We start from the raw sequence: 24,471 nt of genomic DNA on the forward strand, positions 1-24,471 counted from the left end.
GATCAGGCCGCACTTTGCCTGATACTCACCTGATTGCGCCCTGCCTTCTTCGCAGCATACAGCGCTTTATCCGCGGATTTGATCAGGTTTTCCACGCTTTCAGCCGCATAGTCTTGCCGGGCGAAACCGACCTGAGACAACTTCAACCCGATACTGACCGTCACATCAACTTGTGCCCCATGGTCCGGTAACAGGAACGGGGACTGACAGATGCTGTCACAAACGGTTTCGGCCAGGTTCAACGCCTGTTTGGGCGATACATCGGGCACGCCGATCATGAACTCTTCCCCCCCGATGCGGGCGACAAATCCACGGGATCCCAAGGCATGTTGCATACGTTCCGCCGCTTGCGTCAAAACGTAATCGCCGCTTGCATGGCCATGGCCATCATTGATTGCCTTGAAGTGATCCAGATCGGCCAGCATGATCGCAAAACTGCGCCCCGTTCTGGCGGATTGGCGCGCGATTTGATCCAGCGCGCGCATGGCGTAGCGGCGATTGTGCAGCCCGGTCAACGGGTCGATCCAGGATTCCGCGATGCCTCTTTTGAGAGAGACCCGCATCTGATCCAGTCGCGCTTTGCGGGCAATCTGGTTTTCAAGCCGCAGCAGGATCTCCTGTGCGCAGAACCCGCCCAGACAGACAGCATCAGCCCCTCGGTCCAGAGCTTCCGAAGCCTGTCCGGCGTCTTCGTCTTTCAGCACCCCGATCAAAACCGTGTGCCGGGTCACGCCGCGTGATCTCAGGTCGGCAAGGATATTCAGGCCGGCCGGGTTCGAGCCCAGTTCAACCACGATCGCATCGGGAACAGAGCCGGACAAAACACCCCGCAGGTTCGACTGAAGATGCCAGTTCAAATCAAATTGACGTTGATCTTCCAGAGCCTTTTGCCAAAGCGTGCCGTTTCGGGCCGTGTGGGTCAGGATATCAACCCGCGCCGCTTTGGACGGTCTGATTATGGGTTGGACCGGCTCTGCGAAGCCAATCGATTGCGATCCGTTGCTGACCTGCAAATCCTGAGTGGCCGCACGAGCACGCAAAAGGCTGCGAATGCGCGCCAATAATAAGGTGTCTTTGAACGGGTGCGTCAGAACATCATCCAGCCCGTCCTTTAACGCCCGCAGCCGGGCGTCCCGGTCATTTTGCGCGGCAATCGCCACGACCGGAACGTCGTCAAGGCCGGGTTCCTTCACAATCGCCTTCTTCACATCCGCAGCCGTTCCATCCGGCAACGTCTGAGCCGTCAGAACCAGATCCGGTTGCGTACGCCGCACGAGCGCGGGCAACCCTTCAAGCTTTTCGCCCTGCACCACGTGATACCAGGCCGCCGTCAGCTGTACCTTCAGCATGATGCGATTGGTCGATACCCCGTCGAGGACAAGGATGGTTCCCTGCACAGACATAGTTGTTCACCGTTGATTGCATGCGTGAACAAAGTGTTTATGACTCTGGTTAACAAACCCTTTCCAAGACCGGATCTGACCCAAGTTTATGCCGATATCCTCTGATTCCGCCCAAACTCTTGCGCTGACGGCCCTGGCCTGGCTGGTCAGCAATGACGAGCTTTTGCCTGTTTTTCTGGGCTCTACGGGCGCATCGATCGAGGATGTCCGCGATCGGGCAAGCGATCCCGAGTTTCTGGCGTCGGTTCTTGATTTTCTGGTGCTTGACGATTCGTGGGTCATGGCGTTTTGTGATGCCAATTCACTTGCCTATGATCTTCCCGCCCAGGCAAGGGCGGTATTGTCTGGCGGCGCTGAGATACACTGGACATAGCCATATTTTCCGCAGGAGCACCGGATGCCGATAGATGCGATCATCTTTGACAAAGATGGCACGCTGTTTGACTTTGCAAATACGTGGGGAGGGTTCGGGCGCTCCATGCTGTTGCGCCTGTCCAACGGGGACGAAGATCGCGCCACCGAGCTTGGCCGTGTCATCGGATATGATTTCGAGCAAGGGAGATATACCGAAGACAGCATTGTAATCGCCGCCACGGTCGAGGAAATCGCGGAGGTTCTGATTGCCCATGTCGATGGCGTGACCTTACATGAGATCATCGATTTGATGAACTCCGAGGCCGCCTCGGCCCCGCAGGTGCCCGCTGTTCCATTGGTTCCGTTCCTGGAAGGTCTGCAAAATTCCGGTATCAAGCTGGGCGTTGCGACGAATGACAGTGAACATCCCGCTTTGCAGCATCTCGAATCTGTCGGGGTAAGGGGGCATTTCGATTTCGTTGCCGGGTATGACAGTGGTCACGGGTTCAAGCCGGGACCGGGCCAGTTGCTGGCCTTTGCCGCCCATATCGGGGTCGAGCCATCTCGTATCGCGATGGTGGGTGACAGTCTTCATGACTTGCAGGCCGGGCGCGCGGCGGGGATGACCACGATCGGTGTTTTGACCGGTTTGGCCGAGGCCGATGCTTTGGCTCCGATGGCGGATGTGATTTTGCCGGATATCGGTCATATTCCCGAATGGTTGGCCAAAATCTGATTTTCAAATCCGGGATTCGACAAAACGGAATGAAAAACCGACATATTCTGTCGCATACGGAGCGGCCATAGGCGTCCCTTCGGGGCTTGCTTGACGAAAGCAAGAACAGGAGGCACCGATGGCCGAGACTAAAACACGCAAGCGCCGCGGAGGAGGGCGCGCAGGGGCGGCTGCGCGCAGGGGCAGTGCAGCGATTGACCAGATGCCCTGGGATCCGCCGGTCAACATCGATCGACCCACAGAACCTTTGGATCAGGCCGGCATCGAAGCGATCCATGAAGGGGCGATGCGCATCCTCGAAGAGATCGGGATCGAGTTTTACAACGAAGAGGCAATAGGCATCCTGCGCGAAGCCGGTTGCACCATCAACGGCGACAATGTCCGCATGGGGCGGGACTTTGTCATGGAGATGATCGCCAAGGCTCCCAGCCGGTTTTCGATCACCCCTCGCAATCCGGATCGCAAGATCGAAATCGGCGGGAAGAACATCCTGTTCGGCAACGTCTCTTCCCCGCCGAATTACTGGGACATGGAGATCGGGAAAAAAGTACCGGGCAATCGCGAGATGTGTCGGAACCTTCTGAAGCTGACGCAATACTTCAACTGCATCCATTTCGCGGGCGGATACCCGGTCGAGCCGGTCGATATCCACGCCAGCGTTCGCCATCTGGATGTGCTGTACGACAAGCTGACCCTGACCGACAAGGCCATGCACGCCTATTCACTGGGCAAGGAACGCGTCGAAGATGTCATGGAAATGGTGCGCATCGCAGGAGGGTTGAGCCATGAGGAGTTCGAGGCCGCGCCGCGCATGTATACCAATATCAACTCTACCTCGCCGCTGAAACACGATCACCCGATGATCGACGGGTGTCTGCGCCTGGCGCGGCGCGGTCAAGCGATTGTTGTCACGCCCTTTACGCTGGCGGGTGCGATGGCCCCCGTAACCATGGCAGGCGCCGTGGCGCAATCCTTGGCCGAGGCGCTGTGCGCCATTGCGCTGTTCCAATACGTGCGCCCCGGTATTCCCTGTGTGATCGGTACATTCACGTCGAATGTGGATATGAAATCCGGCGCGCCCGCCTTTGGAACACCGGAATACATGCGTTCGACCCAGATGACCGGCCAGATGGCGCGGTTCTATGGTTTGCCCATGCGGTCTTCGGGTGTTTGTGCGGCAAATGTGCCGGACGGGCAGTCTGTGTGGGAGACTTCGAACTCGCTTTGGGCCGCCGTGCAATCGGGCACCAATATGGTCTACCACGCAGCCGGTTGGCTTGAGGGCGGTCTGATCGCCAGCCCGGAAAAGTTTATCATGGATTGCGAAATCCTACAGCAAATTCAACGCTATATGAACCCCGAGTTGACCGCCACAGGGCCGGACGAGATTGCATTGGATGCGATCCGGGCAGTCGGCAATGACGGTCATTTCTTTGGCATTCAGCATACGCAGGATCGCTATACCACGGCCTTCTATCAACCCTTCCTGAGTGATTGGAAAAACTATGAAGGATGGGAGGTCGCCGGCGGCATCTGGACGGCAGAACGCGCGCATCACATGTTCAAGGAGATTATCTCGAGCTTTGACGCCCCCCCGATCGATGAAGGCATTCGCGAGGAACTGGCCGCTTTTGTCGAACGCCGCAAAGCGGAAGGCGGCGCGCCCACGGATTTTTGATCGGACAGGTGGTCTCGAGCTGATACTCGGTTGAATTCGCTACAACTCAGGGTGGATTTTGGCTATTTGTTAAGGTTTTTCCGGCCACAGTGCACAGGACACCAAACTGGGGCATCTGATGCATGGTCTGATCAATCGGGCGATACAGTCCTTTGTCTGTGCGACCTACGGGCGATCCTGCTGGTTGCGCGTGACCGACGCCTCACGGCTGGGGTTTGTCGAGTTTGAAGCCATGCTCGTCTATGACGATGACATGACGTCCAAGGTAATGGAGGCGCTGAGCGCAGACCTCGATCGGCCGCAAGCCGAAGTCTTTGAGGACCTGGGAACGTATCTCGTGTCTCATCCGAATATGGAAGGGCTGCGCCGCCTTCTCAGGTTCGGCGGCGTCAGCTACGTGGAATTTCTTCACTCGCTCGACGATCTGGCGGACCGCGTGCGGCTGGCCGTGTCTGATTTGACTCTGCCGGCCTTGGAGCTGAGAGAGCTGTCAGCCACGGAATTTCAGCTGAGTTGCTCTCCGGGCCTGCCGGGGTATTCCAATGTCATGGTTGGGGTCCTGCGCGCAATGGCGGATGACTATGGTGCGCTGGTGATGCTGTCACACGAGGGGCAGCAGCAAGGCAGTGATGTCATTTCCATCATGTTGGTTGAAAGCGCTTTTGCCGAGGGGCGGCATTTTGATCTGGGGGCTCGGAACGGATGACAGATACCCAAGAACTGGCAGGACTGCTGGAAACGCTTTGCCCGATGTTCCTGTTGGTGGACCAAAACGGGCATATTCAGCAAGCAGGTCCGACCCTGCAAAAGTTGCGACCTGAACTGCCGCTGGTGGGGCAGGGATTTCTGGATGTGTTTGAACTGATCCGCCCCAGAACTATCACGACCATTCCCGCCCTGATGTCAATGGCCGGGGCGAAGCTGCATCTGAGGTTTCATGATGAACCCCGCACAACCCTCAAGGGTCTGGTCGCTCCTTTGCCGCATTCCGGTGGTGCGGTCATCAATCTGTCATTTGGTATCTCGATTTTGGATGCGGTGCGGGACTATGCGCTGACAAGTGCTGATTTCTCGGGCACGGATCTGGCGATTGAGCTATTGTATCTGGTCGAAGCCAAATCCGCCGCGATGGAGGCATCCCGCTCTCTCAACCTTCGGCTGCAGGGTGCGATGCTTGCAGCCGAAGAGCAGGCCTTTACCGACACATTGACCGGACTGAAGAACCGCAGGGCGATGGATCACTTGCTCGAGCATTTGATTTCGGGAAATTCCACCTTCGCGCTCATGCATCTGGATCTGGATTTTTTCAAATCTGTAAATGACAAGCTGGGCCATGCCGCGGGTGATTTCGTCTTGCAGCAGGCCGCCCGCATCATGCAACAGGAGACACGAAGCAACGACACTGTGGCCCGGGTCGGCGGGGATGAATTCGTCATTGTTTTCAAGGATCTGACTCGGGAAGATACTCTGGCCTGCATTGCTGGGCGTCTGATATCAAGGTTGAATGAACCGATGACGTTTCAGAATCAGAGTTGTTCGATCTCGGCCAGTATTGGCACTGCCTTGTCCACGCAGTTCGACTGCCCCAACGCCGCCGACATTCTTCACGCAGCAGACTTGGCCCTTTATCAGGCCAAGCGCGACGGCCGGTCTTGCCATCGCATGTATTCAGCGTTGAGCAAGGCGCAAACCTGAATTCGTTCAGAAAACACGATGGGCACGTATCGGGGCTTCAGGCTGAATCGAATGCCGCATTTATATTTTTCGCAATCTGTTGCCGGATCGGAGGCAACTCTCCCACCACCGGCAGGACCACGCCTGAAAACCCCGCGCGATCCAGCTCTTGCGGGACGTCTTCCTGCACATGCCCTCCGGCACAAGCAAAGAACGGAAGGCACAGCGCCTGATCTTCGGTACCGTTTGCAGCGTCAGATATGGAAGGTGGCTCTTCGACGAAACCGACGCGAACGGATTTGAACGCCACCAGTCCCGCAAGCTGTTTCGCAAACTGCAACGCCACGGTCGACGGGTTCCGGCTGCGCCCGGAACCATGCGCGGCAATGACCAGATCGGTGGACCGAGCAGCCCAGTGTTTGTCGGACAATTCCGATCGCAGGGCCTCTGCGGTCAGGGCCGGCAGGTCCGGGTCAATTCCAAGCGGGTCCAAAATCCGTGCCGGATGGTGCCCAAGCCGTTTGGGTAGAGCGCTGGTGACAAACCACCCTTTTGCCATGAAAAGTGGATAGATGACCGAGTTTTCGGGCGCGCGGTCAAGCTTCGACTCCAACGCACCCGGCGCTGCCAGGGTGACCGAATCCACTGCTATATGCCCGGTAAGCGCGTTGACCTTGGCGGCGAATGCCGCAAGTGCAGCTTCGGCCGGTTCCGGGTCTGACGGTTGGCCATGAGCGACAATTATGGCATGTGACATGCGGATCTCCTGCAGCGTTGCGCGATAGGTGTTTCACATCAACCTGAAGTCAACACCTCAGTTAGCCCAAAAGTGTCAGCCATAGCCAGACGGTCAGAATGGACGAGGCCGTTCCGATAAGTACCGCCGACGCTGCGACCCGTTTTGCGCGACCATACATGTTGGCGAAGATATAGGCGTTGAAACCCGGAGCCATGGCGGCATTCAAAACCCCCGACCGAAACAGATCCTGCGGCAGGCCCGTGGATTTGCCGAACACCCACACCAGGCTGGGATGCAGCATCAAAGAGATACAGCAAACATAACCAATGGTGCGCAGGTCGCCCTCGGGCTTGTATTTGACCAGCACACCGCCCAAGGCAAACAACGCCCCGGGCAGGGCAGCACGGGTGATCAACCCCAGCGCTTCGTCGACCACCGCAGGGATTGCCAGGCCGGACAGGTTGACCAGAAACCCAAGGGCGATACCAAGGATCAGCGCGTTCTTGAACATTGCGGACAAAACAGACCGTGCCATGCGCACGCCACCGTGACCGCGATTTCGCACGACCTCCATCACCGTGATCCCGACGCCGTAACAAAACGGAGAATGGAAGGCGATGATCGCGTAGTTGCCGGTCAGGTTCTCGGGCCCGTATGCGCGTTCGGTTATCGGCAAACCCAACAGGACAGAGTTTGAGAACAGGCAACAAAACCCGATGGCAACGCAATCTTCCCAATCGCGCCCGAAAATGATGCGTGCGCCGAACAGACCTGCTGTGAAACACAGGGCGGCAGCGGAATAGAAACTGGCCAATAGCCGGGGGTCGAAACTGGCGCTGAGGTCCAGATGTGCGATGGCAAGGAACAAAAGGCAGGGAATCGCAAAGCCTTGGGTGAACTTCATCAGCCCATCGACATGCGTTTCTTTGAAGTATCCCGTGCGGGTTGCCGTATACCCGGCCCCGATCACAAGGAAAACCGGAAGAATGACGTCGATCAGGCTTTGCAGCATGTGGCCCCCGTGCGACGGGCCTGCTGCGATATCATGCGGGCGACGGGCAGCGGCCTACTGTGCCTGATGAATCACCATCCCGTCGAAGGCGGGGGTGATGTGGTCGGGGGTTTCGGCGTCGACGGTCGCGTAGTCGAGATCGATATGCATGTTGGTCAGAACCGCGCGCTTCGGTTGGAGTTCTTCGATCCACCCAAGCGTCTTTTCCAGATGCGCATGCGTTGGATGAGGCGAGCGGCGCAGGGCATCGATGACAAGGCAGTCCAGCCCTTTCATTTCGGGCCAGGCGTCGTCGTAGATCTCGGCGACATCCGGAAGATAGGCGAGTTGCCCTATGCGGAATCCAAGGGAATCGATCGAACCGTGATTCACTTTGAAAGGACGCAATGGAATCGGGCCGCCGGGGCCGTCGATTTCAAATGGACCGTCGATAGACTTGAGCTCGAGTATCGGAGGATAAGGGGAGCCTTCCGGCTGAATGAACGCGTATCCAAACCGCCCCAACAAGGCGTTCTGGGTGTCGCCATCCGCCCAAACGGGAACGCGGGTTTTCATGTTGAACACGATCATGCGCAAGTCATCGATTCCATGCACATGGTCTGCGTGAGAGTGCGTATAGACGACCCCGTCCAACCGCCCTGTACCTGTATCCAGCAACTGGCTGCGCATATCTGGCGTTGTGTCGATCAGAACCGAGGTTGTCCCATCTGGCCCGTCGCGTTCGACCAGCATCGAACAGCGGCGCCGGATGTTCTTGGGGTTCGCAGGGTCACAATCGCCCCACTGACCGCCCAGCCGCGGCACGCCGCCAGAGGACCCGCAGCCCAGAATTGTAAATCGGAAGCCGGTCATGCGGCGGCCTTGTCTGATGCCGCTTTGGTAAACAGCCGGTCGAAGTTCGCCTGTGTCTGGTCAGCAAAGGCGGCATAGTCCATGCCAAAGATTTCAGCCCCCTTTTGGGCCGTGTGCAAAGTATAGGCCGGCTCGTTTCGTTTGCCGCGATAGGGTGGCGGGGCCAGATAGGGCGCGTCAGTTTCCACCAGAATGCGGTCCACCGGGGCGTTTGCGAAGATATCGCGCAACTCCTGGCTTTTGGGAAAGGCTGCGATGCCGGACATGGACAGATAAAACCCCAGCTCCAGCGCGGCCTTGGCCAATTGAGCAGACGATGAGAAGCAGTGCATGACGCAGGAATAGGGTGCGTTGCGATATTCGTCGGCCAGAATGCGGGCCATATCTTCATCAGCTGCGCGGGCGTGAATGATCAGGGGCAGCCCGGTGCGCTGGGCCGCTTCGATATGGATGCGCAGTGACTGTTTCTGCACTTCGGCACTGTCGGCGGTATAGTGGTAGTCCAAGCCGGTTTCACCGATACCGACGAATTTGGGATGCCGTGTCAGGGCGACCAGATCATCGACCGAGGCCAATGGCTCGTCCGCGGCGCTCATCGGATGTGTGCCGGCGGCATAGAAGACCGGCGCGTGGGCTTCGGCAATCGCACGGACGGCGGGTTCGTTGCGCAGTTTGGTGCAGATCGTCACCATCCGGGTCACGCCAGCCTGGGCAGCACGCGCGATGATGTCGTCCAACTGGCCTTCGAAATCCGGGAAGTCCAGATGGCAATGGCTGTCGGTAATCTGGGGGGTGTCGCTCATCTGTTCTGACCGGCAGTTTCCTGTATCTTGAACACCGTATCTAGGACCAGAGCGGCAGGGTCAAGGTTGACTGCCTGACCATGTCGCGCTCGGGCTGTGATCGTTGCGGCGACCTCGGCCCAGCGACGGGCTTGATTTGGCGATGCTGACAGACGCGCCAGTGTTTCACCCTCGTTGGGGGCGGCTTCAGGCAGCGGGGGCGTGCCCGTTGCCCCGGTCAGTGCCAGCCGTGACAGAGCGATGTCGATCAGGGTAAGCAAAAGTTCGAACCGGTCCGCCGCACCACGCTGTGCTGCCGCTTCGGCCAGGGCCAGCGCGCGCTGGCGGTCCATGCGGGGCAGGGTTCCCAGAATGGCGATCAGTTCGGCATAGATGTCCAGACCACCCAGATTGATCAAACGCACGGCGTCTCCGACTGAACCCGCTGCAAGCGCGGCAAGGTGTTCTGTTTGCGCGGGAATTTCGGTTTCCGTTTGTGACAGGGCGGCTTGCATGTCTTGCGCGTTCAGCGGGCCGAGGCGCAGCGTGCGACAGCGTGAACGGATGGTTGGCAACAGGCGCGAGGGTTGATGCGATACCAGCAAAAGGGTGGTGCGGGCAGGCGGCTCTTCCAGCATTTTCAGCAACGCGTTGGCGGCGCTGACGTTCATTTCGTCTGCTGAATCCACGATCACGACGCGGCGGCCGCCGTCCGCAGAGGACAGGCCAAAAAACTTTCCAAGCTTGCGGATGTCATCCACGACGATCTCACCGCGCAGCCGTCCCTGATCGTTCAGTGACCGGGTTATTGCCGCCAAACCCGGTTCCGCCCCGGCCTGAATGCGATGGGCCACCGGGTGATCGGGATCGATATCGAGCGTCTCGGGCGGAGGCGGCGCGCCGAACAACCCGCCATCCTCGGTCGGCGGAGTGGAAAGCAGAAACCTTGCAATTCGCCAGGCGAGGGTCGCCTTGCCGACACCGCGTGGCCCAGTCAGCAGCCAACCGTGATGCAAACGGTCCGAGGTGTAGGCGGTCAGGAATGCCTGTTCAGCCGCGTCCTGGCCAAAAAGCCGAACTGTTTCGCGCGGATGTGGTGCGCCCTGCACCTGATCCGGAGAAGGGATATCGTCGTTCATCGTCTACCGCAGTGCTGCCTGGACGATTTCTGTCACATCCTGCGCAACGCTGTCCATGTCCCTGTTGCCATCCACGATGTGAAACCTGTCGGGGAACTCATCGGCCAGCGCCAGAAAACCGGCACGCATCTTCTTTTGTAAATCCGGGCCAAAGTCCTCGAAACGTTCTTCGGTGCCTTGTCGCCCCTTGGCGCGTGCCAGGCCCGTTTCGGGGTCCATGTCGATCAGCAGCGTCATGTCCGGTTCGCGCCCGATCATCAGGCTGTGCAACTGATCCACCAGATTTCGCAGGTCACCCCGGGACAAGCCCTGATACATACGTGTGCTGTCAGCAAAGCGGTCGCAGATCACAACCTTCCCTGCCGCCAGAGCCGGCTCGATTGTACGCTCCAAATGGTCGCGGCGGGCTGCTGTGAACAGCAGAATCTCGGTCTCGGCCGACCAGCGATCCGGGTCGCCCTCCAAAACCAAACTGCGAATTTCCTCGGCCCCCGCGGAACCGCCGGGTTCGCGCGTCAGTACCACCTCGTGACCCCGCGCGCGCAGATGTTCCGCCAGCATCCGTGCCTGTGTTGACTTGCCTGAACCGTCAATGCCTTCGAAGGTCAGAAATAACCCCGCTTTCGTCACATCGACTCCAGCGGGTTGTTGATCACGTCTTTCAATACGATACCGCCGACGGTCAGCATGCGCACCACAAACCCGCCAATCGCAACATCTTCGGCTGCCACCAGCGGGCGCCGGATTTCCGGCAGCCCTTCGGGCTTGATAACCAGTTCGGCCAGCTGCTGACCTTTTTTGACGGGCGCGTTGATCGGGCCGTCATAGACCACTTCGGCCTCGACATTCTGAGTGCCCAGAACCGGGAACAGCACATTCAGATCACCTTCGGGAACAAGGCCCACGGTCTTTTTCTCGCCCATCCACAGTTTGGCTTCGGCTATCGGCGTTTCCGCGGTGGCAACTGTCCTCTCGACAAAATTTCGAAACGACCAGTTAACCACGGCCTCAGCCTCCTCTGCCCGTTGGCCGGTGCTGTCGAGACCCGTCAGCACAAAGATCACACGCCTGTCGCCTTGTTTGGCGGACCCGACAAGGCCATAGCCCGCTTCTTGCGTGTGGCCGGTTTTCAGGCCATCTGCGCCGATATCCAGCCGCAGCAACGGGTTGCGGTTGCGGGCGTTCGAGGGCGCGCGGCCATCGAATTCGAAAACTTCTTCGGCGAAAAGGGGATAGTATTCCGGAAAGTCAGTGATCAGCCGGTCTGCAAGAACGGCCAGATCATGAACTGACATCATATGCCCGGCGGCGGGCCAGCCGTTTGAATTTGCGAAGTTCGAATTGTTCATGCCCATCTGCTTGGCCCGCTGGGTCATGTATCGCGCAAACCCTGCTTCGGTGCCATCCGGGCTGAGCGCTTCGGCAATGACGACGCAGGCGTCATTGCCCGACAAAACGATAATGCCGCGCAGCAGATCTTCGACACGTACGCGATCCTGCGTATTCAGGAACATCGTCGAGCCGCCATAGCTCATCGCGTGTTCCGAAACAGGCAGAGTTTCGTCCAGCGTCAAGCGCCCGTCCCGCAATGCTTCGAACGCAACATAAAGCGTCATGAGCTTGGACATCGACGCAGGCGGCAACGGTTGGTCGGCTTCTTTCGACAGCAGCACGGTACCGGTGGTTTGGTCGATCACGTAAGCCGCGCGGGCGGATGTATCAAAAGCCTGGGCCGGTATCGCCAGAACGGCAAGCCCAAGAGCCAGAACAGATGTTCGTATTGAGGACAGCATGTTAAGCCTCCCTGAATTAGTCGGTTACCGTGAACGCATCTTTGAAGCCAAGGTCTTTCACGTCCTTTTGAAAGGCTTTGCGCTCGGCCCTTGTTGCGGCGGGGCCTACCAGCACGCGCCACACTGTACTATTCGCTGTTTTCAGTTCCCGAACAACCGTAGGCATTCCGTTGCGACGCGCCTTTTGGGCTGCTGACTTGGCGTTTGCCTCAACGCTGAAGGTTCCAATCTGAACATACGGCTTACTCAAAGATGTCGCCGACGTTGTGGCTGCTGCAACAGGCGTGGCGTCTGACGCATCTATTGCTGCTGCGGCCCCTTCTACCGGGTCCAGCGGTGTTTCGGTGATCGCGGCAGGGTCTTTCTTTTGCCACCATTTCCGCTTGGCAGGTTTTTCGGCAGGGGGTGTGACCGGTGCATCCGACAAAGAGGGCGACGCCACGGCCGCAGCGGCTTCGGCGGCTACGTCTGCGCTGTCGGTCGCTGTATCTGCCGCGGCCACGGCAGTTCCCGCAGCCGCAGCTGTGGGGGCTTTCTTCTGCCACCATTTCCGCTTGGCGGGTTTATCGGCAGGTGCTTCGACCTGATCGTCGGCTGATGTAGGCGTCTCGGCATCTTCGCTTGCGGGCTCGACGTCCTCAGCCGTTTCATCGGATGAACTGGCTGCACCGGCTGCAACCGCAGTCGTACCAGCCGCGGCGGCGGCTGGTTCCTTTTTCTGCCACCACTTCCGTTTGACCGGTTTTTCCGGCTCTGCGGACGCTTGCGTGTCGGAAGCTCCATCAGCAACCGCAGCCGTGGTTTCGGCGGCCGATTCTTCTGCTTCTGGCGCATCTTCCGACGACGGTTCTTCCAGCTTTTCCCGGCGCAGTGCGACGACACTGACTTTTGTCGGCGCACCCGCAAGCATTCCCAGCTCTTTCGCGGCAGCGGACGAGACCTGAAGCGCAGGCCCGGGCAGGTTGCGCTCGCGCCGGAACAGGGCGCCGGTCACCGATTTGTTGTTGGACGTGTTTTTGATCACGACACGTTCAGGTTGGGACGCATCCGGGTGCGCAACCCATATCCCGCCAAGAGAAGGCCGGCCATCCCAAAGCCCTGCTTCGGTTGTCTGAAAAACCTCAGGGGCCTCGATATCACGCTGAGAGCCGGTGGCCACCTCGGGCAGGAGTTCCGTCTTGCCCGAATTGTCTTCCGGTTTTTCAGCCGAGTCAGAAGTTGACAAAACCTCTTCGCATCCGGCCAGTATCGTCAAAGTCAACGCCAGATACGCCAGCCGTTTAGGCCCCGGGCGTGTCTCGATCGCTCGCTTCATCTGCTTTTCCCTTGCCTGAAGGGGTTTCGTTTTCCGAACCCCACTGCCGGTCTGCTGGTTCTGGATGCCAGCCTGTTGCGGTCTTTCCTGCGGATCATAACGTGGCTGAAGTGTCATGGAAAGACCGCTGCACAGGCTTCGGCAAGATTTCCCGATTTCGACTTGCCTCTGGTCGAACTTCGCCTTAGACCCTGCTTTCGACGGGGAGGTGGCAGAGTGGTCGAATGCGGCGGTCTTGAAAACCGTTGGGCGTGAGAGCGTCCCCAGGGTTCGAATCCCTGTCTCCCCGCCACAAAAATGGCAAATCCGACCACACGCTGACCACGTCCCGTATTTTACGAACCTACGGTTTCTTCAGAAAATTCCCATGTCTGGTTCGTGTTCTAGTCCCCGCTTGGTCTGAGCATGCTTTGCGAGTCGCTTTTGGCCGGCACCTTTCGAGTGTTCTTGAGCCATGGAGAAATTTTTTTATGACCTGTGGTGGACGCAATCTGGTGGTCAGTACATCCAGCCTCGGCCAATTCGCTTGCTGCGCTGTATCGCAGGCAATATCGACATCTACAAAGACCGCCCCGAATGATCACCCGAAATGGGGCTGGGGCAGGGGAGGCGGGCAGGCGCCTCAACAATCGACGCGGCCATTCTGTATGCGCAAGCTTGGGCCGTGTCACAAACATCGCGCAGTTAGAACCTCCACGGCGTCGTCAAAGGTTTGGGTGCTCTTCTCGACCCGAGCCGTCAGATGAGCGCCTTCCAGCAAGGCCAATGCCGCGCGTGCTTCTGCTTTCGGATCCTCAACGCCCGTGATCGAATGATCTGTTTTGCCAAGCGCAAAGACATTCTCGATCCACCGGGTCAACATGCGCCGGAACTCGCGGATTTTGTCGGTGACCTCATTTGACAAGCTTTCCCGGCTGATGATCAGCGACACACATAAGCATAGGGTTTTTCCGTCGTTCAAAGCCGCGCGATACAGCGCGATCAGTGCACGCATGCGCGCGCCCGCCGTTTCGCAAGTTTCCTCGATCTCGACGCAGCGTCCGGTAAGCTCGGTATGGTAGCGTGTCATCAAAGCTGCAGAAAGCGCGGCTTTGGTCGGGAAGTGATAGTGGATCGATGCCTTGCGGATGCCCACATCATTGGCAAGGTCGGCATAGCTGAAGCCGTCGAAGCCTTTGCTGCGTACGGCAAATTCGGCAGAATTCAGCAAAGCGGTTTTTGTGTCTATTTCCATGCCACGTTCATCCTATTTGCGCTCAACAATGCCGCGGTGTTTTCTGCCGCTTCCAATGCACCTTCCAGATATCCCCCAAATTGCGCGGCTGTTTCGGTGCCACTGAAGATGATCCGGTCTTCCCAGATCCGCGTCATGGCCTTGGGCATGCCGTATTGCGGATGGGCATGTACGGGCTGAAGATCCAGGTTGGTTGCTGTGAAGCGATCAAACGCCCAGTCTTTTAACAAAAGCGCATTGGGGCTGGTCGCCTTGCGCCCGAACAATCGCCCCAGCTGAGCCAGAACCTGCTGCCGCAACGCCCCTTCATCCCGGCGAGCTTGCGCAGGGATGCCGATGAAACCGAACAGCGCGAAGGGACCACCGCTGGCAGGCGACGCGTCGTGGATTTCCACCATGGGACCGCGCCGGCTCATAGCATCCCCTGACAATCCGTCTTTGCGCCAGAACGGAGTGTCATAGACCGCAACTGCTTTGGCCTGACCGGCCATCCAGGTCGCGATGTGCCGCATGGCTGACAACGTGCCATCGGGCAGGGCGGGCTCATAGGTCAACTCGGCCGCGATACGTGGGGGCATGGCAAGTACCACACGGCTTGCCCAAATATGCTGTCCAGATTGCGAGGTGACCCGAACTCCGCCTTTGGTGCGGGCCAAGGCGGTGATCTGTGTGGACAGGTGAATTGCTCCATCCGGCAACCGTGCCGACAGCGCATCCGTCAAAGCAGCGAGCCCCCCGACCAGACGATAAGACCCTTCCATGGATGAAAACCCGCGGCCCCGCACAACACGGCCCTGTTCATCTTCGAAGCTCAGCGCGCCGGAACTGAATTGGTCAAACCGGTGCAGGCCCAGTCGGTCTGTCAGCGCTGCGATACGTGGCTGCCCGGGCCAGAACCAAGCCGGACCCATGTCCAGATGGGCGCGCCCCTGAACCTCGGTCAGAATGCGCCCGCCCAGACGGCTGCGCGCCTCAGCAACCAGCACCTCCTGACCCTGATCCACAAGCTGTGTCGCCAGGCCAAGCCCTGAAAGTCCGCCACCGATGATGAGCGTATCAGTGCGCATGGGTCAAACCCCCTCAGTTGAAGGACGCAGGTCCAGCTTTTGGGCCCAACTCGACCGGGGTTGTTGCGCCAGGGTTTTGTTCAGACATCGGTTACACCGCCGGCGGTTGGGCGTAAGGCAGGTGGCCTGTCTTCATCCAGATCTTGGCTCCGTCCGCCCCAGCAACGGCCGTCAGGCTGTGGCCTTCAGGCAGGCGCAGCCAATCGTTTTTGACCAGTTCGTCCCCGCCTTCGGTGACCGACCCGTCGATGATCAGAACCTCGATCCCGCCGGGGGCGTCCGAGCGCAGCGTCGCGCCCGCGTCCAGATGGGCGTAGGTCACGATCTCGCGCGCATCCTCATGCAGGACTGCGGTGGCGATACCGTTTGCGGGTGCGCGCAGCTCATCCACCATGTTTTTGCGAAACTGGGTTCGGTCGTTCAGGTCGAACTGCCAAAGCTTGACGAAGATCGTGCATCCCGGTTCCGACCCCGGTGTGTGTTGCGAGGTTGGCGGGTTGCGTACATAGGTCCCCGCCGGATAGTCACCATGTTCATCCTGAAATACACCGTCAAGGACAATGAACTCCTCGCCACCCGTATGGGTATGGGCAGAGAAATGACTGCCCGGCGCATAACGTACGATAGTGGTGGCCCGTGCGACCTCGCCTCCGATCCTGTCCAGCATCCTGCGATCCACACCCTTCATGGGTGAGGCCTGCCATTCCAGCTGGTCCGAGTGAACGACAACGCGGTCAGAGAAGTCCGAATTGATTTCCATGGGGTCAGTTCTCTTCCTTGGTTGCAGCAAGGATGACTATCTACCAGTAGGTAGGCAAATGCCAACTGAAATGTTGGTATAGGCGACACCTTACACAGAGTGTTGAACGGTTTCTTGTCAGTGTGGCTTGGTTCCACGGTTAGGTGACGCAATTGCCGGGAAGAAGTGCCACGCCTTTTTTGGGGGCGGGTGCGATACGCAAGATCAGGCGCATTAAGTATCTGAATGATATCAATTGCTTCGTGCGAAAGGACAGCTTCACCACCCGTTTCGAAACTGGTTGTGCCTTCTGCACGGGGCATTTCGGTGCTCAAGAAACCAGCGGGAATTTTCGGATTCTGAGGTTTCGGAGGGGCAATGTTGAATTGCAGGAAGTCGAAACAAACTTGCGAAAATACCGCATTCAAGAGGTATAAAAACGTATTCCTTGAAGGGCAGCGCATCCGCATGCTTCACTTTTGGAGCCATGTAAGCCTGTGATTTTGCTGGCCCAAAAAAACCCGAAAGGCACGGCCTTTCCACACAAAAAAAACTTAGCGCACCACTACCCGAGAGGGTGAGAAAAACAAGCGCGGAAACGACCCAACACGGAGATATCAGATGAAAAAAACTGCAACGCTACTTGGAAGCGCGTCTTTCGCGATTGCCGGGCCGGTCATGGCCGCGGATATCGTGATCGGTGTGCCCAACTGGGCCTCGGTGAACGCCACGGCACATATTCTTGAGGTCGTGATCGAAGAGAACCTCGGCCTGGACGTGGAATTGCAAAACGGCACCAACCCGATTGTCTTCGAGGCTATGGACAGCGGTTCGATGCATGTCCATCCGGAAGTGTGGATGCCCAATCAGCAAAACCTTCACGATACCTATGTCAAGGAAAACGGCACCGTCGTCATGAACCAAAACCCGGTTCAGGCGGAACAGGGCATGTGCGTGCCGACCTATATCGCGGAACAGTACGACATCAAATCGATCGATGACCTGAGCGACCCCGACAAGGTTGCGATTTTCGATACCGATGGCAACGGAACACCCGAGGTATGGATCGGTGCGCCGGGTTGGGCGTCGACCGTTGTCGAGAAGATCCGGGCCAAGTCCTATGGCTATGACCAGATCTTCGATTTGACGGAATACGAGGAAACCATCGCCTATGCCAATCTGGCAAATGCGACCAAAGCGGGCGACCCGTGGATCGGGTTTTGCTACAGCCCCCACTATATCTTCGTGACACAGGATTTGACGGTTCTGGAAGAACCGCCTCATGATCCGGCCACCTGGACAATCGTTCAGCCCACGGATGATCCGGATTGGTTGTCCAAGTCCGAGGCGTCCTCGGCCTGGAACGGAGCAACGCTTCACTTGCACTACGCCAAGGAACTGGAAGAGAGCTATCCCGAAGTGGCCGCCCTGTTCAGCAACTACCAGATGACAGGCGACGATCTGAGCGCGATGGGTAAGGCGCTGGCCGTCGACAACATCGAAGCTGCGGATTTCGCCAAGGAATGGGTGGCTGCGAATGAAGACACCGTCATCGGCTGGCTGACCAACTAAATCACCACTCTTTGGGCCGTCGCGCAAAACCGCGGCGGCCTTTTTCTGTCGGGCAGGGCATCGCCCTGTGGGAGATAAATGGACGAACCTGTCGTAAAATTAGAAAACGTTTGGAAGATCTTCGGCTCGCGTGCCGAAGAGGCAATGGAAGCGGTCAGAAACGAAGGCATAGGCAAGCCGGAGGTTCTGGAGCGGTTCAACTGTGTTGTCGGCGTTCAGGGCGCCACGTTCGAAGTGCCGAGGGGTGAGATTTTCTGTATCATGGGGCTGTCCGGCTCGGGCAAGTCCACGTTGGTGCGACATGTGAATCGATTGATCGAACCCACGGCGGGTCGGATCGAGATTCTGGGTCACGATGTTTCGAAACTGTCGGAATCCGAGTTGCGCCGCATTCGCGCCCAGCAAATCGGGATGGTCTTTCAGCACATGGCGCTGATGCCGCATCGTTCCGTGCGCGATAATGTGGCCTATCCATTGGAGATCCGAAAGGTGTCCAAGTCAAAGCGCTGGGCCGTCTCGGATCACGCGCTGAGCCTGGTGAATCTGACAGGATACGAGGACCGCCTGCCCAAAGAGCTTTCGGGCGGGATGCAGCAACGCGTGGGGATCGCGCGGGCGCTGGCCTCGGACCCGGAAATCCTGTTGATGGATGAACCATTTTCTGCGCTCGATCCGCTGATCCGCCTGCAGTTGCAGGACCAGTTCAAAGCACTTGTGGCGCAGCTCAAAAAGACCACGCTGTTCATCACCCACGATCTGGACGAAGCCATTCGGATCGGCCACCGGATTGCGATCATGAAGGATGGCGTCATCGTACAGATCGGAACCCCCGAAGACATCGTCATGAACCCGTCCGACGATTACGTGCGCGAATTTGTTCAGGGCATCTCAAAACTCAAACTGGTCAAGGCGCATTCCATCATGGAGCCTTTGGACAGTTATTCAGGGCCACTTAACGGTGCGCCCCGAGCCGACGAGGGCGCGGATCTGGATCAGCTGATCGACCTGGCCGTGAATTCTGATCTGCCGGTCGTCATCACGGATGCGGGTATCGATGTGGGTGTCGTGACCAAGCCGCGCCTGTTGCGCGGTATCCAGGGGGGCAAAAATGACTGATGCTGGAACAGAGATGAAAGTAACGGCCGCCTCTGATATCGAGGTCGATCGCGAGGCCTTGGACCTTTCCATCAAAGAGTTCGCGGGTCCGAACGGTGACTACTATGTCAATGCGTTCCACAAGATTCATGATGCGACCAGCGCGATTCCCAACACGTTCAACACGTGGGCCGCGGTGCTGGGGCCATTCTGGTCTGCGTCACGCGCCATTTGGGGCATGTTCTGGACCTTTCTGATCCTTGAGATCATCGCGTGGGTCCAGATCGGCAGGGGCGCGTGGGGCAATCCCGGCGCGGATTTCGCCGAGCGCGCTGCGCGTCAGCAGGAACGTGCGGCCGAACTGTTGGCGCGCGCAGCGGATGCCACGGAACAGGCCGATATCGATCGTTTCACCAAACTGGCCGAGAACATACAAAAAGCAGCGGCCACAAGTCTGGAAAGGGCCGCCGCTGCTCAGTCCGAGGCGGCAGGAATCCTGATTACCGGGTTGTTGATGTTGCTGGTATTCAAATTGGTTCAAGGGTTCTATGCCGACCGCGTCTATGAAAAACAGTACTCGAACTGGCGTATCGATCCGGACAGCACGGAAAGCGGGCGTTCGACCCGTAATATTGTCATGGGTGCGATCCTTGTCGCAGCAATCGGACCTTTGATTGTGTACAAGTTCACCGTGAACGCATCCCTTCCATTGTTGGACGCGTTCCCGGAACAGCAAGTGTCTGCGATATTTCTTGGCGAAGGCAACGGCACGCTGTTTTCGAGCCTGGCAAACTGGATGGAGGCCAGGATTGATGCCGCGGCGGCGGCAGGCGGCGACATCTTTGATGGGATCGTGGCGGGCGTGCGATCGGTGCTTGATGCGTTGACGATTGCACTGATCGGGTCGCCCTGGCCGGTGGTCATGCTGGTCATCTGTGTGACGGCCTGGCGTGCGGCAGGACCAAGGGTTGCCATCTTCACCGCGTCTTCTCTGGCTTATATCGCATTGCTGGGGTATTGGGACGTGGCGATGGAAACGGTGGCTCTGGTCGGTGCGGCGGTGCTGCTGTGCGTCGTCTTCGGCATTCCACTGGGTATCTGGTTCGGCAAATCGCAGCGCGCGTATCGCGCGGCGGAACCGGTCCTGGACCTGATGCAGACGCTTCCCGCCTTCGTCTACCTGATCCCGATCATCGCCTTCTTCGGCACCGGCAACCCGCCGGGGATTCTGGCCACCATCATCTTTGGCATGCCGCCGGTGATCCGCCTGACGGCACTGGGAATGCGGGGCGTGCCTGAAAGCATCAAGGAAGCTGCCGTCGCCTTTGGCGCGTCGAAATGGCAACTGTTGAAGGATGTTGAAATCCCGCTGGCGCTGCCATCGATCATGACCGGTGTGAACCAGACGATCCTGATGTGCCTGTCCATGGTCGTGATCATCTCACTGATTGGCGGGGGCGGTTTGGGCAAGGAAATCCTCGAGGCGCTGCAATACGCGGCCAAGGGGCCGGGCCTGCTGGGGGGCTTTGCGATCCTGTTCCTTGCCATGGTCATGGACCGGATCGTGCAGGGCGCGTTCCGACGAGAAGACGAAAAACTCTGAACGCAAACGCCCCCGGTTCTTATCGGGGGCGCTTTTCTTTGATCCGAGGAAACCATGACAGATCCGTATGAACAATCGATGATGGACAACCTGTATTGGTGGGGCGTGCCCACACTGTTCCGGTGTCCCAATGTCGGGCCCGAAGGGCAGGATATCGCACTGGCGGGCGTGCCGCATTCGACGGGCAACGGCACGACCGAAAGGGACCAGCACCTGGGACCACGCGCGTTGCGGCATGTCTCGGCAGTACAACGCAGGGTGCATTCGGTCTTTGAAATTGATCCCTGGCAGAGTGCGCGGATCGCGGATGTTGGTGATGTGCCTTTTCCAAAGGCCAACGACAACGAAGATTGCATCGAACGCATCACTGAATTCTACAAGACCATAGACACGGCCGGAGCGCGCCCCGTTTCCGTCGGAGGCGACCATTCCATCACCGGTGGCATTGTTCAGGCCCTGGGTGGCGGCAAGCTTGCAGGCGGGCAGCCGGTCAGCTTTCTGCATCTGGACGCGCATACGGACGTCTTCACCAAGGTTGATCACTTTCTGGGGGCCAAGAAATCCGCGGCTCACTGGGGGGCCTATCTGGCTGATCAGGGGCAGGTGGATCCAACCCGGTCGATGCAGATCGGTCTGCGCGGCCATCCACGCAGTCTGGACTGGCTGCAACCGTCTTACGATTACGGGTACAATATCGTCACCATGCGAGAGTTCCGACAGCGCGGATTGCAGGACGTCGTGGCGCAGACCAAAGAGGTTTTGGGTGACCGCCCGGTTTACATCACCTTCGATCTGGATTGTCTTGACCCAACCGTCGCGCCGGCCGTGTCAAATCTGGAACCGGGTGAGAAGGGGTTTGACATCGATGAGGCGGTCGGCATCCTGCGTGCGGCGCGCGGTTTGAACATCATCGGCGGCGATGTCGTCTGCATGATGCCCACCAAGGACAACCCCAACAACATCACCGCGCTGACGGCGGCGGCCGTGATGTTCGAGATGATTTCGATGATTGCCGAGAACGTCGCGCGGGCCTAGCGCCGCGCGTCGATCGCCTGTGCCAGAACGCAAAGCAGCTCGAACATCAGCGAGATGCCAAGCCACGCCGTTCCACCTTGGGGGTCGAATGGCGGCGACACTTCGACAAGATCGGCGCCAACAAGGTTCAGGCCGGACATCCTGCGAATGACCTGCTGGGCCTGAAAGCTGTTGGGCCCGCCGATTTCAGGTGTTCCCGTGCCGGGGGCGTAAGTTGGATCGACAAAGTCGATGTCATAGGTGCAATAGGTCGGCTGCATGCCGACGATATCGCGTACCTCGTTCATGACGTCGTCTATGCCCCGGTCGAACAGCTCTTCGACGCGAATGATGCGGATGCCCTGCGCCTCGCCCCATTCGATATCTTCAGTGTTGTAGGCCGTGCCACGGATTCCGACTTGTACAAAACGCTTCGGGTCCACCAATCTTTCCTCGACCGCGCGGCGGAACGGGGTGCCGTGGGTGAATTTGTGACCTCCGAAATAAGTGTCGAACAAGTCGGTGTGACTGTCGAATTGGATCAGGCCAACAGGACCTGAAGCGGCCAGGGCTCGCAGGACGGGCAGGGTGGTCAGGTGATCCCCTCCTGCGGTCAATGGTGTGATGTTGCGGGTTCGAAGATCAGTGTAGAAACGCGTGACCCGATCCAGCGTGTCTTCTATGTCGACGGGATTGGGGGCGACGTCTCCTAGATCTGCGCAGTTCACCATTGAAAACGGTGCCACACCCGTAACCGGGTTCATCGCCCTGATCATCGTGGAATAATCTCTTAATTGCCGCGGACCATGCCGGGCGCCGGGGCGATTGGTGGTTCCGCCGTCCCAAGGGATACCGACGATGCCCAGTTCGACTTCCGAGATACGTTCGTGCGCCAGATCCAACATGGGCAGGCGCATGAATGCGGGTATGCCGGCAAATCGGGCCAGTTCCATGGCGGATACCGGTTGAAAAAATGAATCGGCCATGATGCCCCATCCTCTGCAAGTTTCCTCAGCGACCCTAACGGTTCAGGACCAGGCAGGAAATGCCCGCGGCTCTTCAAGACAGGATATGAAAACGCCGGCGGATTTCGGCGTCTTGTTCCGGGGTGAGATATTCGGGGTAATGCGTGCGCAACACCTCTTGAGCGGCGCGCCGTGCGGATGACCACGCATCCATCGCGCCATCGGTTTGCCAGGTGCGGGGCTCCTGACGATCGGCGAGTTTCGGATAGAAATAGTCTCGTTCCATGGCTTCATAGGTTTGCTCGCTGCCCAGAAAATGCCCATCGCCCAAAACCGAATGGCATATGGCGTCAAAGCCAAGATTGGCTTCGGTGACCTCGATCCCGCGCAAGACGCGATACGTGTGCGAGTGCATTTCGTTGTCGAGAACGAAGGCCTCGAAGCTGACCCCGAGCAGAGATGCCGTCATGCCCGAGCTTTCATAGATCAGATTGCCTCCTGCCAGCGCTGCCGCCAGCGATGTGATGCCTTTTTCTGCCCCATGCTGGGCGTCGATGGCCTTGGCATCCGCCATCGAGGCGGCCACACCCGACGGCAAACCCAGCCAGTTCGTGATTTGCGCCGACGCCGCATTCAGGATTGCGGTCTCACCGCTGCCCCCTGCGAAAGAGCCGGTCCTGAGATCTACGATGAAGGGCCAGTTGGAAAAGACCATCGGAAAGCCGGGTTTGATCGCATTGACCATCACGAGACTGGCCAGCGTTTCGGCCAGTGACTGCGCCAGAAATCCGGCCAGAGTTGCCGGGGCGGTTGCGCCCGCCTGCGCGGCCGTGATGCAGGACATCGGCATGTTATGGGCGATGCATTCATAAACCACATCCACGGCATCCTCGCCGTATCGCATTGGTGAAATGATCGGACTTATATGCGCTTTGAGGAAGGGGCGTTTGGCGAATTCCCCGGCCCCTCCGGCGACGATGTCCAGCATCTCGACGATCGGGCCGACATGTTCCGCCAACGTGAAAGACGTTGCCATTGGCTTGGTTGTGTTGCGTACCAAAGCGTAAACGGTGTTGACGTCCAGATCGAACACATCCGGGACATCGGTTGCCACGCAGCATCGGGTGAACCAACTGACATTGGCCAGCGTGTCCTGTAGCCGGGTGAAATCATGCAGATCGGCCAGGGTGGAGGGGCGATAAAGCCCACTGTTGATATCAAGGGTCTGAACCGCAGCACCGCCGGTGCCAAAATACACGCGGTCGCCACCCACCTCGATGGATCGTTTTTCATCCCGGCCATGAAAGGTAAAGCTCTTCTCGGCCGAGGCGATGGCCTGTTTGACCATTGAACGGGGAAAAACCAGCCGGTTCTGTTCCCGATCCTGGGCACCCGCCGCCCTGAGGTCGATCGCCAGCCTGTCCGGCACGTCTCCCATCCCCAGCTTTTCCAGCAAACGCAGCGCCGTATCATAGATCTTCTCGATTTCCGATATGCTCAAGGGCTTGAATGCCCCGCCTTTCTGACCGGGGGGGCAAGGATCAATGACGGGCTTGGCCGCACGCTGTGCATGCCGTGCTTTGCGTCCGCTTCGTTTGATGCTGTCGGATGGCATGTGTTTTCGTCACCTAGCGTTTTCCTGCACCGTAGGACCCAAGTTGTCCCGGTATCAAAGAAGAAGTGCCGTTTTCAGAATCCGAAATCG

The 24,471-nt window shown here is 58.4% G+C and carries 24 protein-coding genes and 1 tRNA gene; 11 read left to right on the plus strand and 14 right to left on the minus strand.

The annotated features are described in order from the left end of the window. Positions 1-2: 2 nt before the first annotated feature. Positions 3-1,403 carry a diguanylate cyclase gene (locus GS605_RS02600; protein ID WP_171631186.1) on the minus strand — a complete coding sequence of 467 codons (1,401 nt, stop codon included), beginning with the start codon at positions 1,401-1,403 and terminating at the stop codon, positions 3-5. An 88-nt stretch (positions 1,404-1,491) separates the two neighbouring features. On the opposite strand from GS605_RS02600, the gene GS605_RS02605 reads away from it, so the two are divergent. From GS605_RS02605 to GS605_RS02625, 5 genes are all read left to right on the plus strand, one after another. Then, positions 1,492-1,776 (plus strand): DUF3572 domain-containing protein, encoded by a 285-nt coding sequence (locus GS605_RS02605; RefSeq protein WP_171631188.1) that lies wholly within the window; start codon positions 1,492-1,494, stop codon positions 1,774-1,776. A gap of 24 nt (positions 1,777-1,800) precedes the next feature. After that, positions 1,801-2,493 (plus strand): HAD family hydrolase, encoded by a 693-nt coding sequence (locus GS605_RS02610; RefSeq protein WP_171722967.1) that lies wholly within the window; start codon positions 1,801-1,803, stop codon positions 2,491-2,493. A 118-nt stretch (positions 2,494-2,611) separates the two neighbouring features. Beyond that, a complete protein-coding gene (locus GS605_RS02615; RefSeq protein ID WP_171722968.1) occupies positions 2,612-4,171 on the plus strand; it encodes a trimethylamine methyltransferase family protein in 1,560 nt (519 codons plus the stop codon). A gap of 118 nt (positions 4,172-4,289) precedes the next feature. Beyond that, positions 4,290-4,877, plus strand: coding sequence for a heme NO-binding domain-containing protein (locus GS605_RS02620; protein WP_171722969.1), 588 nt, complete (start codon positions 4,290-4,292; stop codon positions 4,875-4,877). Next, a complete protein-coding gene (locus tag GS605_RS02625) occupies positions 4,874-5,866 on the plus strand; it encodes a GGDEF domain-containing protein (RefSeq protein ID WP_171722970.1) in 993 nt (330 codons plus the stop codon). Before GS605_RS02620 ends, GS605_RS02625 begins: the two co-directional genes overlap by 4 nt. A gap of 37 nt (positions 5,867-5,903) precedes the next feature. On the opposite strand, the gene GS605_RS02630 is transcribed toward GS605_RS02625, so the two are convergent. The 8 genes from GS605_RS02630 to GS605_RS02665 all read right to left on the minus strand — a co-directional run bounded on the left by GS605_RS02630 (position 5,904) and on the right by GS605_RS02665 (position 13,477). Beyond that, on the minus strand, positions 5,904-6,602 hold the full coding sequence (locus GS605_RS02630) for a CbiX/SirB N-terminal domain-containing protein (RefSeq protein WP_171722971.1): 699 nt from the start codon (positions 6,600-6,602) through the stop codon (positions 5,904-5,906). A 61-nt stretch (positions 6,603-6,663) separates the two neighbouring features. Continuing rightward, positions 6,664-7,596, minus strand: coding sequence for an AEC family transporter (locus GS605_RS02635; protein ID WP_171722972.1), 933 nt, complete (start codon positions 7,594-7,596; stop codon positions 6,664-6,666). 54 nt (positions 7,597-7,650) lie between these two features. Continuing rightward, entirely contained in the window at positions 7,651-8,448 is a 798-nt protein-coding gene (locus GS605_RS02640; protein WP_171722973.1) for an MBL fold metallo-hydrolase, read from the minus strand. Further along, positions 8,445-9,251, minus strand: coding sequence for a TatD family hydrolase (locus tag GS605_RS02645; RefSeq protein ID WP_171722974.1), 807 nt, complete (start codon positions 9,249-9,251; stop codon positions 8,445-8,447). Before GS605_RS02645 ends, GS605_RS02640 begins: the two co-directional genes overlap by 4 nt. Continuing rightward, entirely contained in the window at positions 9,248-10,369 is a 1,122-nt protein-coding gene (locus tag GS605_RS02650; protein ID WP_171722975.1) for a DNA polymerase III subunit delta', read from the minus strand. The genes GS605_RS02645 and GS605_RS02650 overlap by 4 nt, the downstream gene beginning before the upstream one ends. A 3-nt stretch (positions 10,370-10,372) precedes the next feature. Continuing rightward, entirely contained in the window at positions 10,373-10,999 is a 627-nt protein-coding gene (gene tmk / locus GS605_RS02655; protein ID WP_171722976.1) for a dTMP kinase, read from the minus strand. After that, a complete protein-coding gene (locus GS605_RS02660; protein ID WP_171722977.1) occupies positions 10,996-12,162 on the minus strand; it encodes a D-alanyl-D-alanine carboxypeptidase family protein in 1,167 nt (388 codons plus the stop codon). Before GS605_RS02660 ends, tmk begins: the two co-directional genes overlap by 4 nt. Before the next feature lie 16 nt (positions 12,163-12,178). Beyond that, positions 12,179-13,477, minus strand: coding sequence for an SPOR domain-containing protein (locus GS605_RS02665; protein ID WP_171722978.1), 1,299 nt, complete (start codon positions 13,475-13,477; stop codon positions 12,179-12,181). 202 nt (positions 13,478-13,679) lie between these two features. Here GS605_RS02665 and GS605_RS02670 point away from each other — a divergent pair. Together GS605_RS02670 and GS605_RS21170 are read left to right on the plus strand one after the other, a co-directional pair. Beyond that, positions 13,680-13,769 (plus strand) — tRNA-Ser (locus tag GS605_RS02670). Positions 13,770-13,931: 162 nt separating this feature from the next. Further along, complete coding sequence (locus tag GS605_RS21170) at positions 13,932-14,057, plus strand: hypothetical protein (protein ID WP_256368966.1); 126 nt, start codon at positions 13,932-13,934, stop codon at positions 14,055-14,057. A gap of 87 nt (positions 14,058-14,144) precedes the next feature. Here GS605_RS21170 and GS605_RS02675 read toward each other — a convergent pair whose 3' ends face one another. The 3 genes from GS605_RS02675 to GS605_RS02685 all read right to left on the minus strand — a co-directional run bounded on the left by GS605_RS02675 (position 14,145) and on the right by GS605_RS02685 (position 16,538). Then, complete coding sequence (locus GS605_RS02675; protein ID WP_171631227.1) at positions 14,145-14,711, minus strand: TetR/AcrR family transcriptional regulator; 567 nt, start codon at positions 14,709-14,711, stop codon at positions 14,145-14,147. Beyond that, positions 14,702-15,778 carry an NAD(P)/FAD-dependent oxidoreductase gene (locus tag GS605_RS02680; protein ID WP_171722979.1) on the minus strand — a complete coding sequence of 359 codons (1,077 nt, stop codon included), beginning with the start codon at positions 15,776-15,778 and terminating at the stop codon, positions 14,702-14,704. The genes GS605_RS02675 and GS605_RS02680 overlap by 10 nt, the downstream gene beginning before the upstream one ends. A gap of 91 nt (positions 15,779-15,869) precedes the next feature. Beyond that, positions 15,870-16,538, minus strand: a complete 669-nt coding sequence (locus GS605_RS02685; RefSeq protein WP_171722980.1) for a cupin domain-containing protein — start codon at positions 16,536-16,538, stop codon at positions 15,870-15,872. 600 nt (positions 16,539-17,138) lie between these two features. Here GS605_RS02685 and GS605_RS02690 point away from each other — a divergent pair. From GS605_RS02690 to GS605_RS02705, 4 genes are all read left to right on the plus strand, one after another. Further along, positions 17,139-18,089 carry a glycine betaine ABC transporter substrate-binding protein gene (locus GS605_RS02690; protein ID WP_253283232.1) on the plus strand — a complete coding sequence of 317 codons (951 nt, stop codon included), beginning with the start codon at positions 17,139-17,141 and terminating at the stop codon, positions 18,087-18,089. A 78-nt stretch (positions 18,090-18,167) separates the two neighbouring features. After that, positions 18,168-19,205, plus strand: a complete 1,038-nt coding sequence (locus tag GS605_RS02695; protein ID WP_171722981.1) for a glycine betaine/L-proline ABC transporter ATP-binding protein — start codon at positions 18,168-18,170, stop codon at positions 19,203-19,205. Further along, positions 19,198-20,787: a proline/glycine betaine ABC transporter permease gene (locus GS605_RS02700; protein WP_171722982.1), complete on the plus strand. Its 1,590-nt coding sequence runs from the start codon at positions 19,198-19,200 to the stop codon at positions 20,785-20,787. Before GS605_RS02695 ends, GS605_RS02700 begins: the two co-directional genes overlap by 8 nt. 54 nt (positions 20,788-20,841) lie before the next feature. Further along, positions 20,842-21,822 carry an arginase family protein gene (locus GS605_RS02705; RefSeq protein ID WP_171631238.1) on the plus strand — a complete coding sequence of 327 codons (981 nt, stop codon included), beginning with the start codon at positions 20,842-20,844 and terminating at the stop codon, positions 21,820-21,822. Here GS605_RS02705 and GS605_RS02710 read toward each other — a convergent pair. Then, positions 21,819-22,787: an agmatinase gene (locus GS605_RS02710; protein WP_171722983.1), complete on the minus strand. Its 969-nt coding sequence runs from the start codon at positions 22,785-22,787 to the stop codon at positions 21,819-21,821. The genes GS605_RS02705 and GS605_RS02710 overlap by 4 nt on opposite strands. Before the next feature lie 73 nt (positions 22,788-22,860). Next, positions 22,861-24,381 carry a trimethylamine methyltransferase family protein gene (locus GS605_RS02715; protein WP_171722984.1) on the minus strand — a complete coding sequence of 507 codons (1,521 nt, stop codon included), beginning with the start codon at positions 24,379-24,381 and terminating at the stop codon, positions 22,861-22,863. Positions 24,382-24,471: the final 90 nt, after the last annotated feature.

Origin of the sequence: Ruegeria sp. HKCCD7559, from assembly GCF_013110575.1 — a bacterium.
GTDB lineage: Bacteria > Pseudomonadota > Alphaproteobacteria > Rhodobacterales > Rhodobacteraceae > Ruegeria.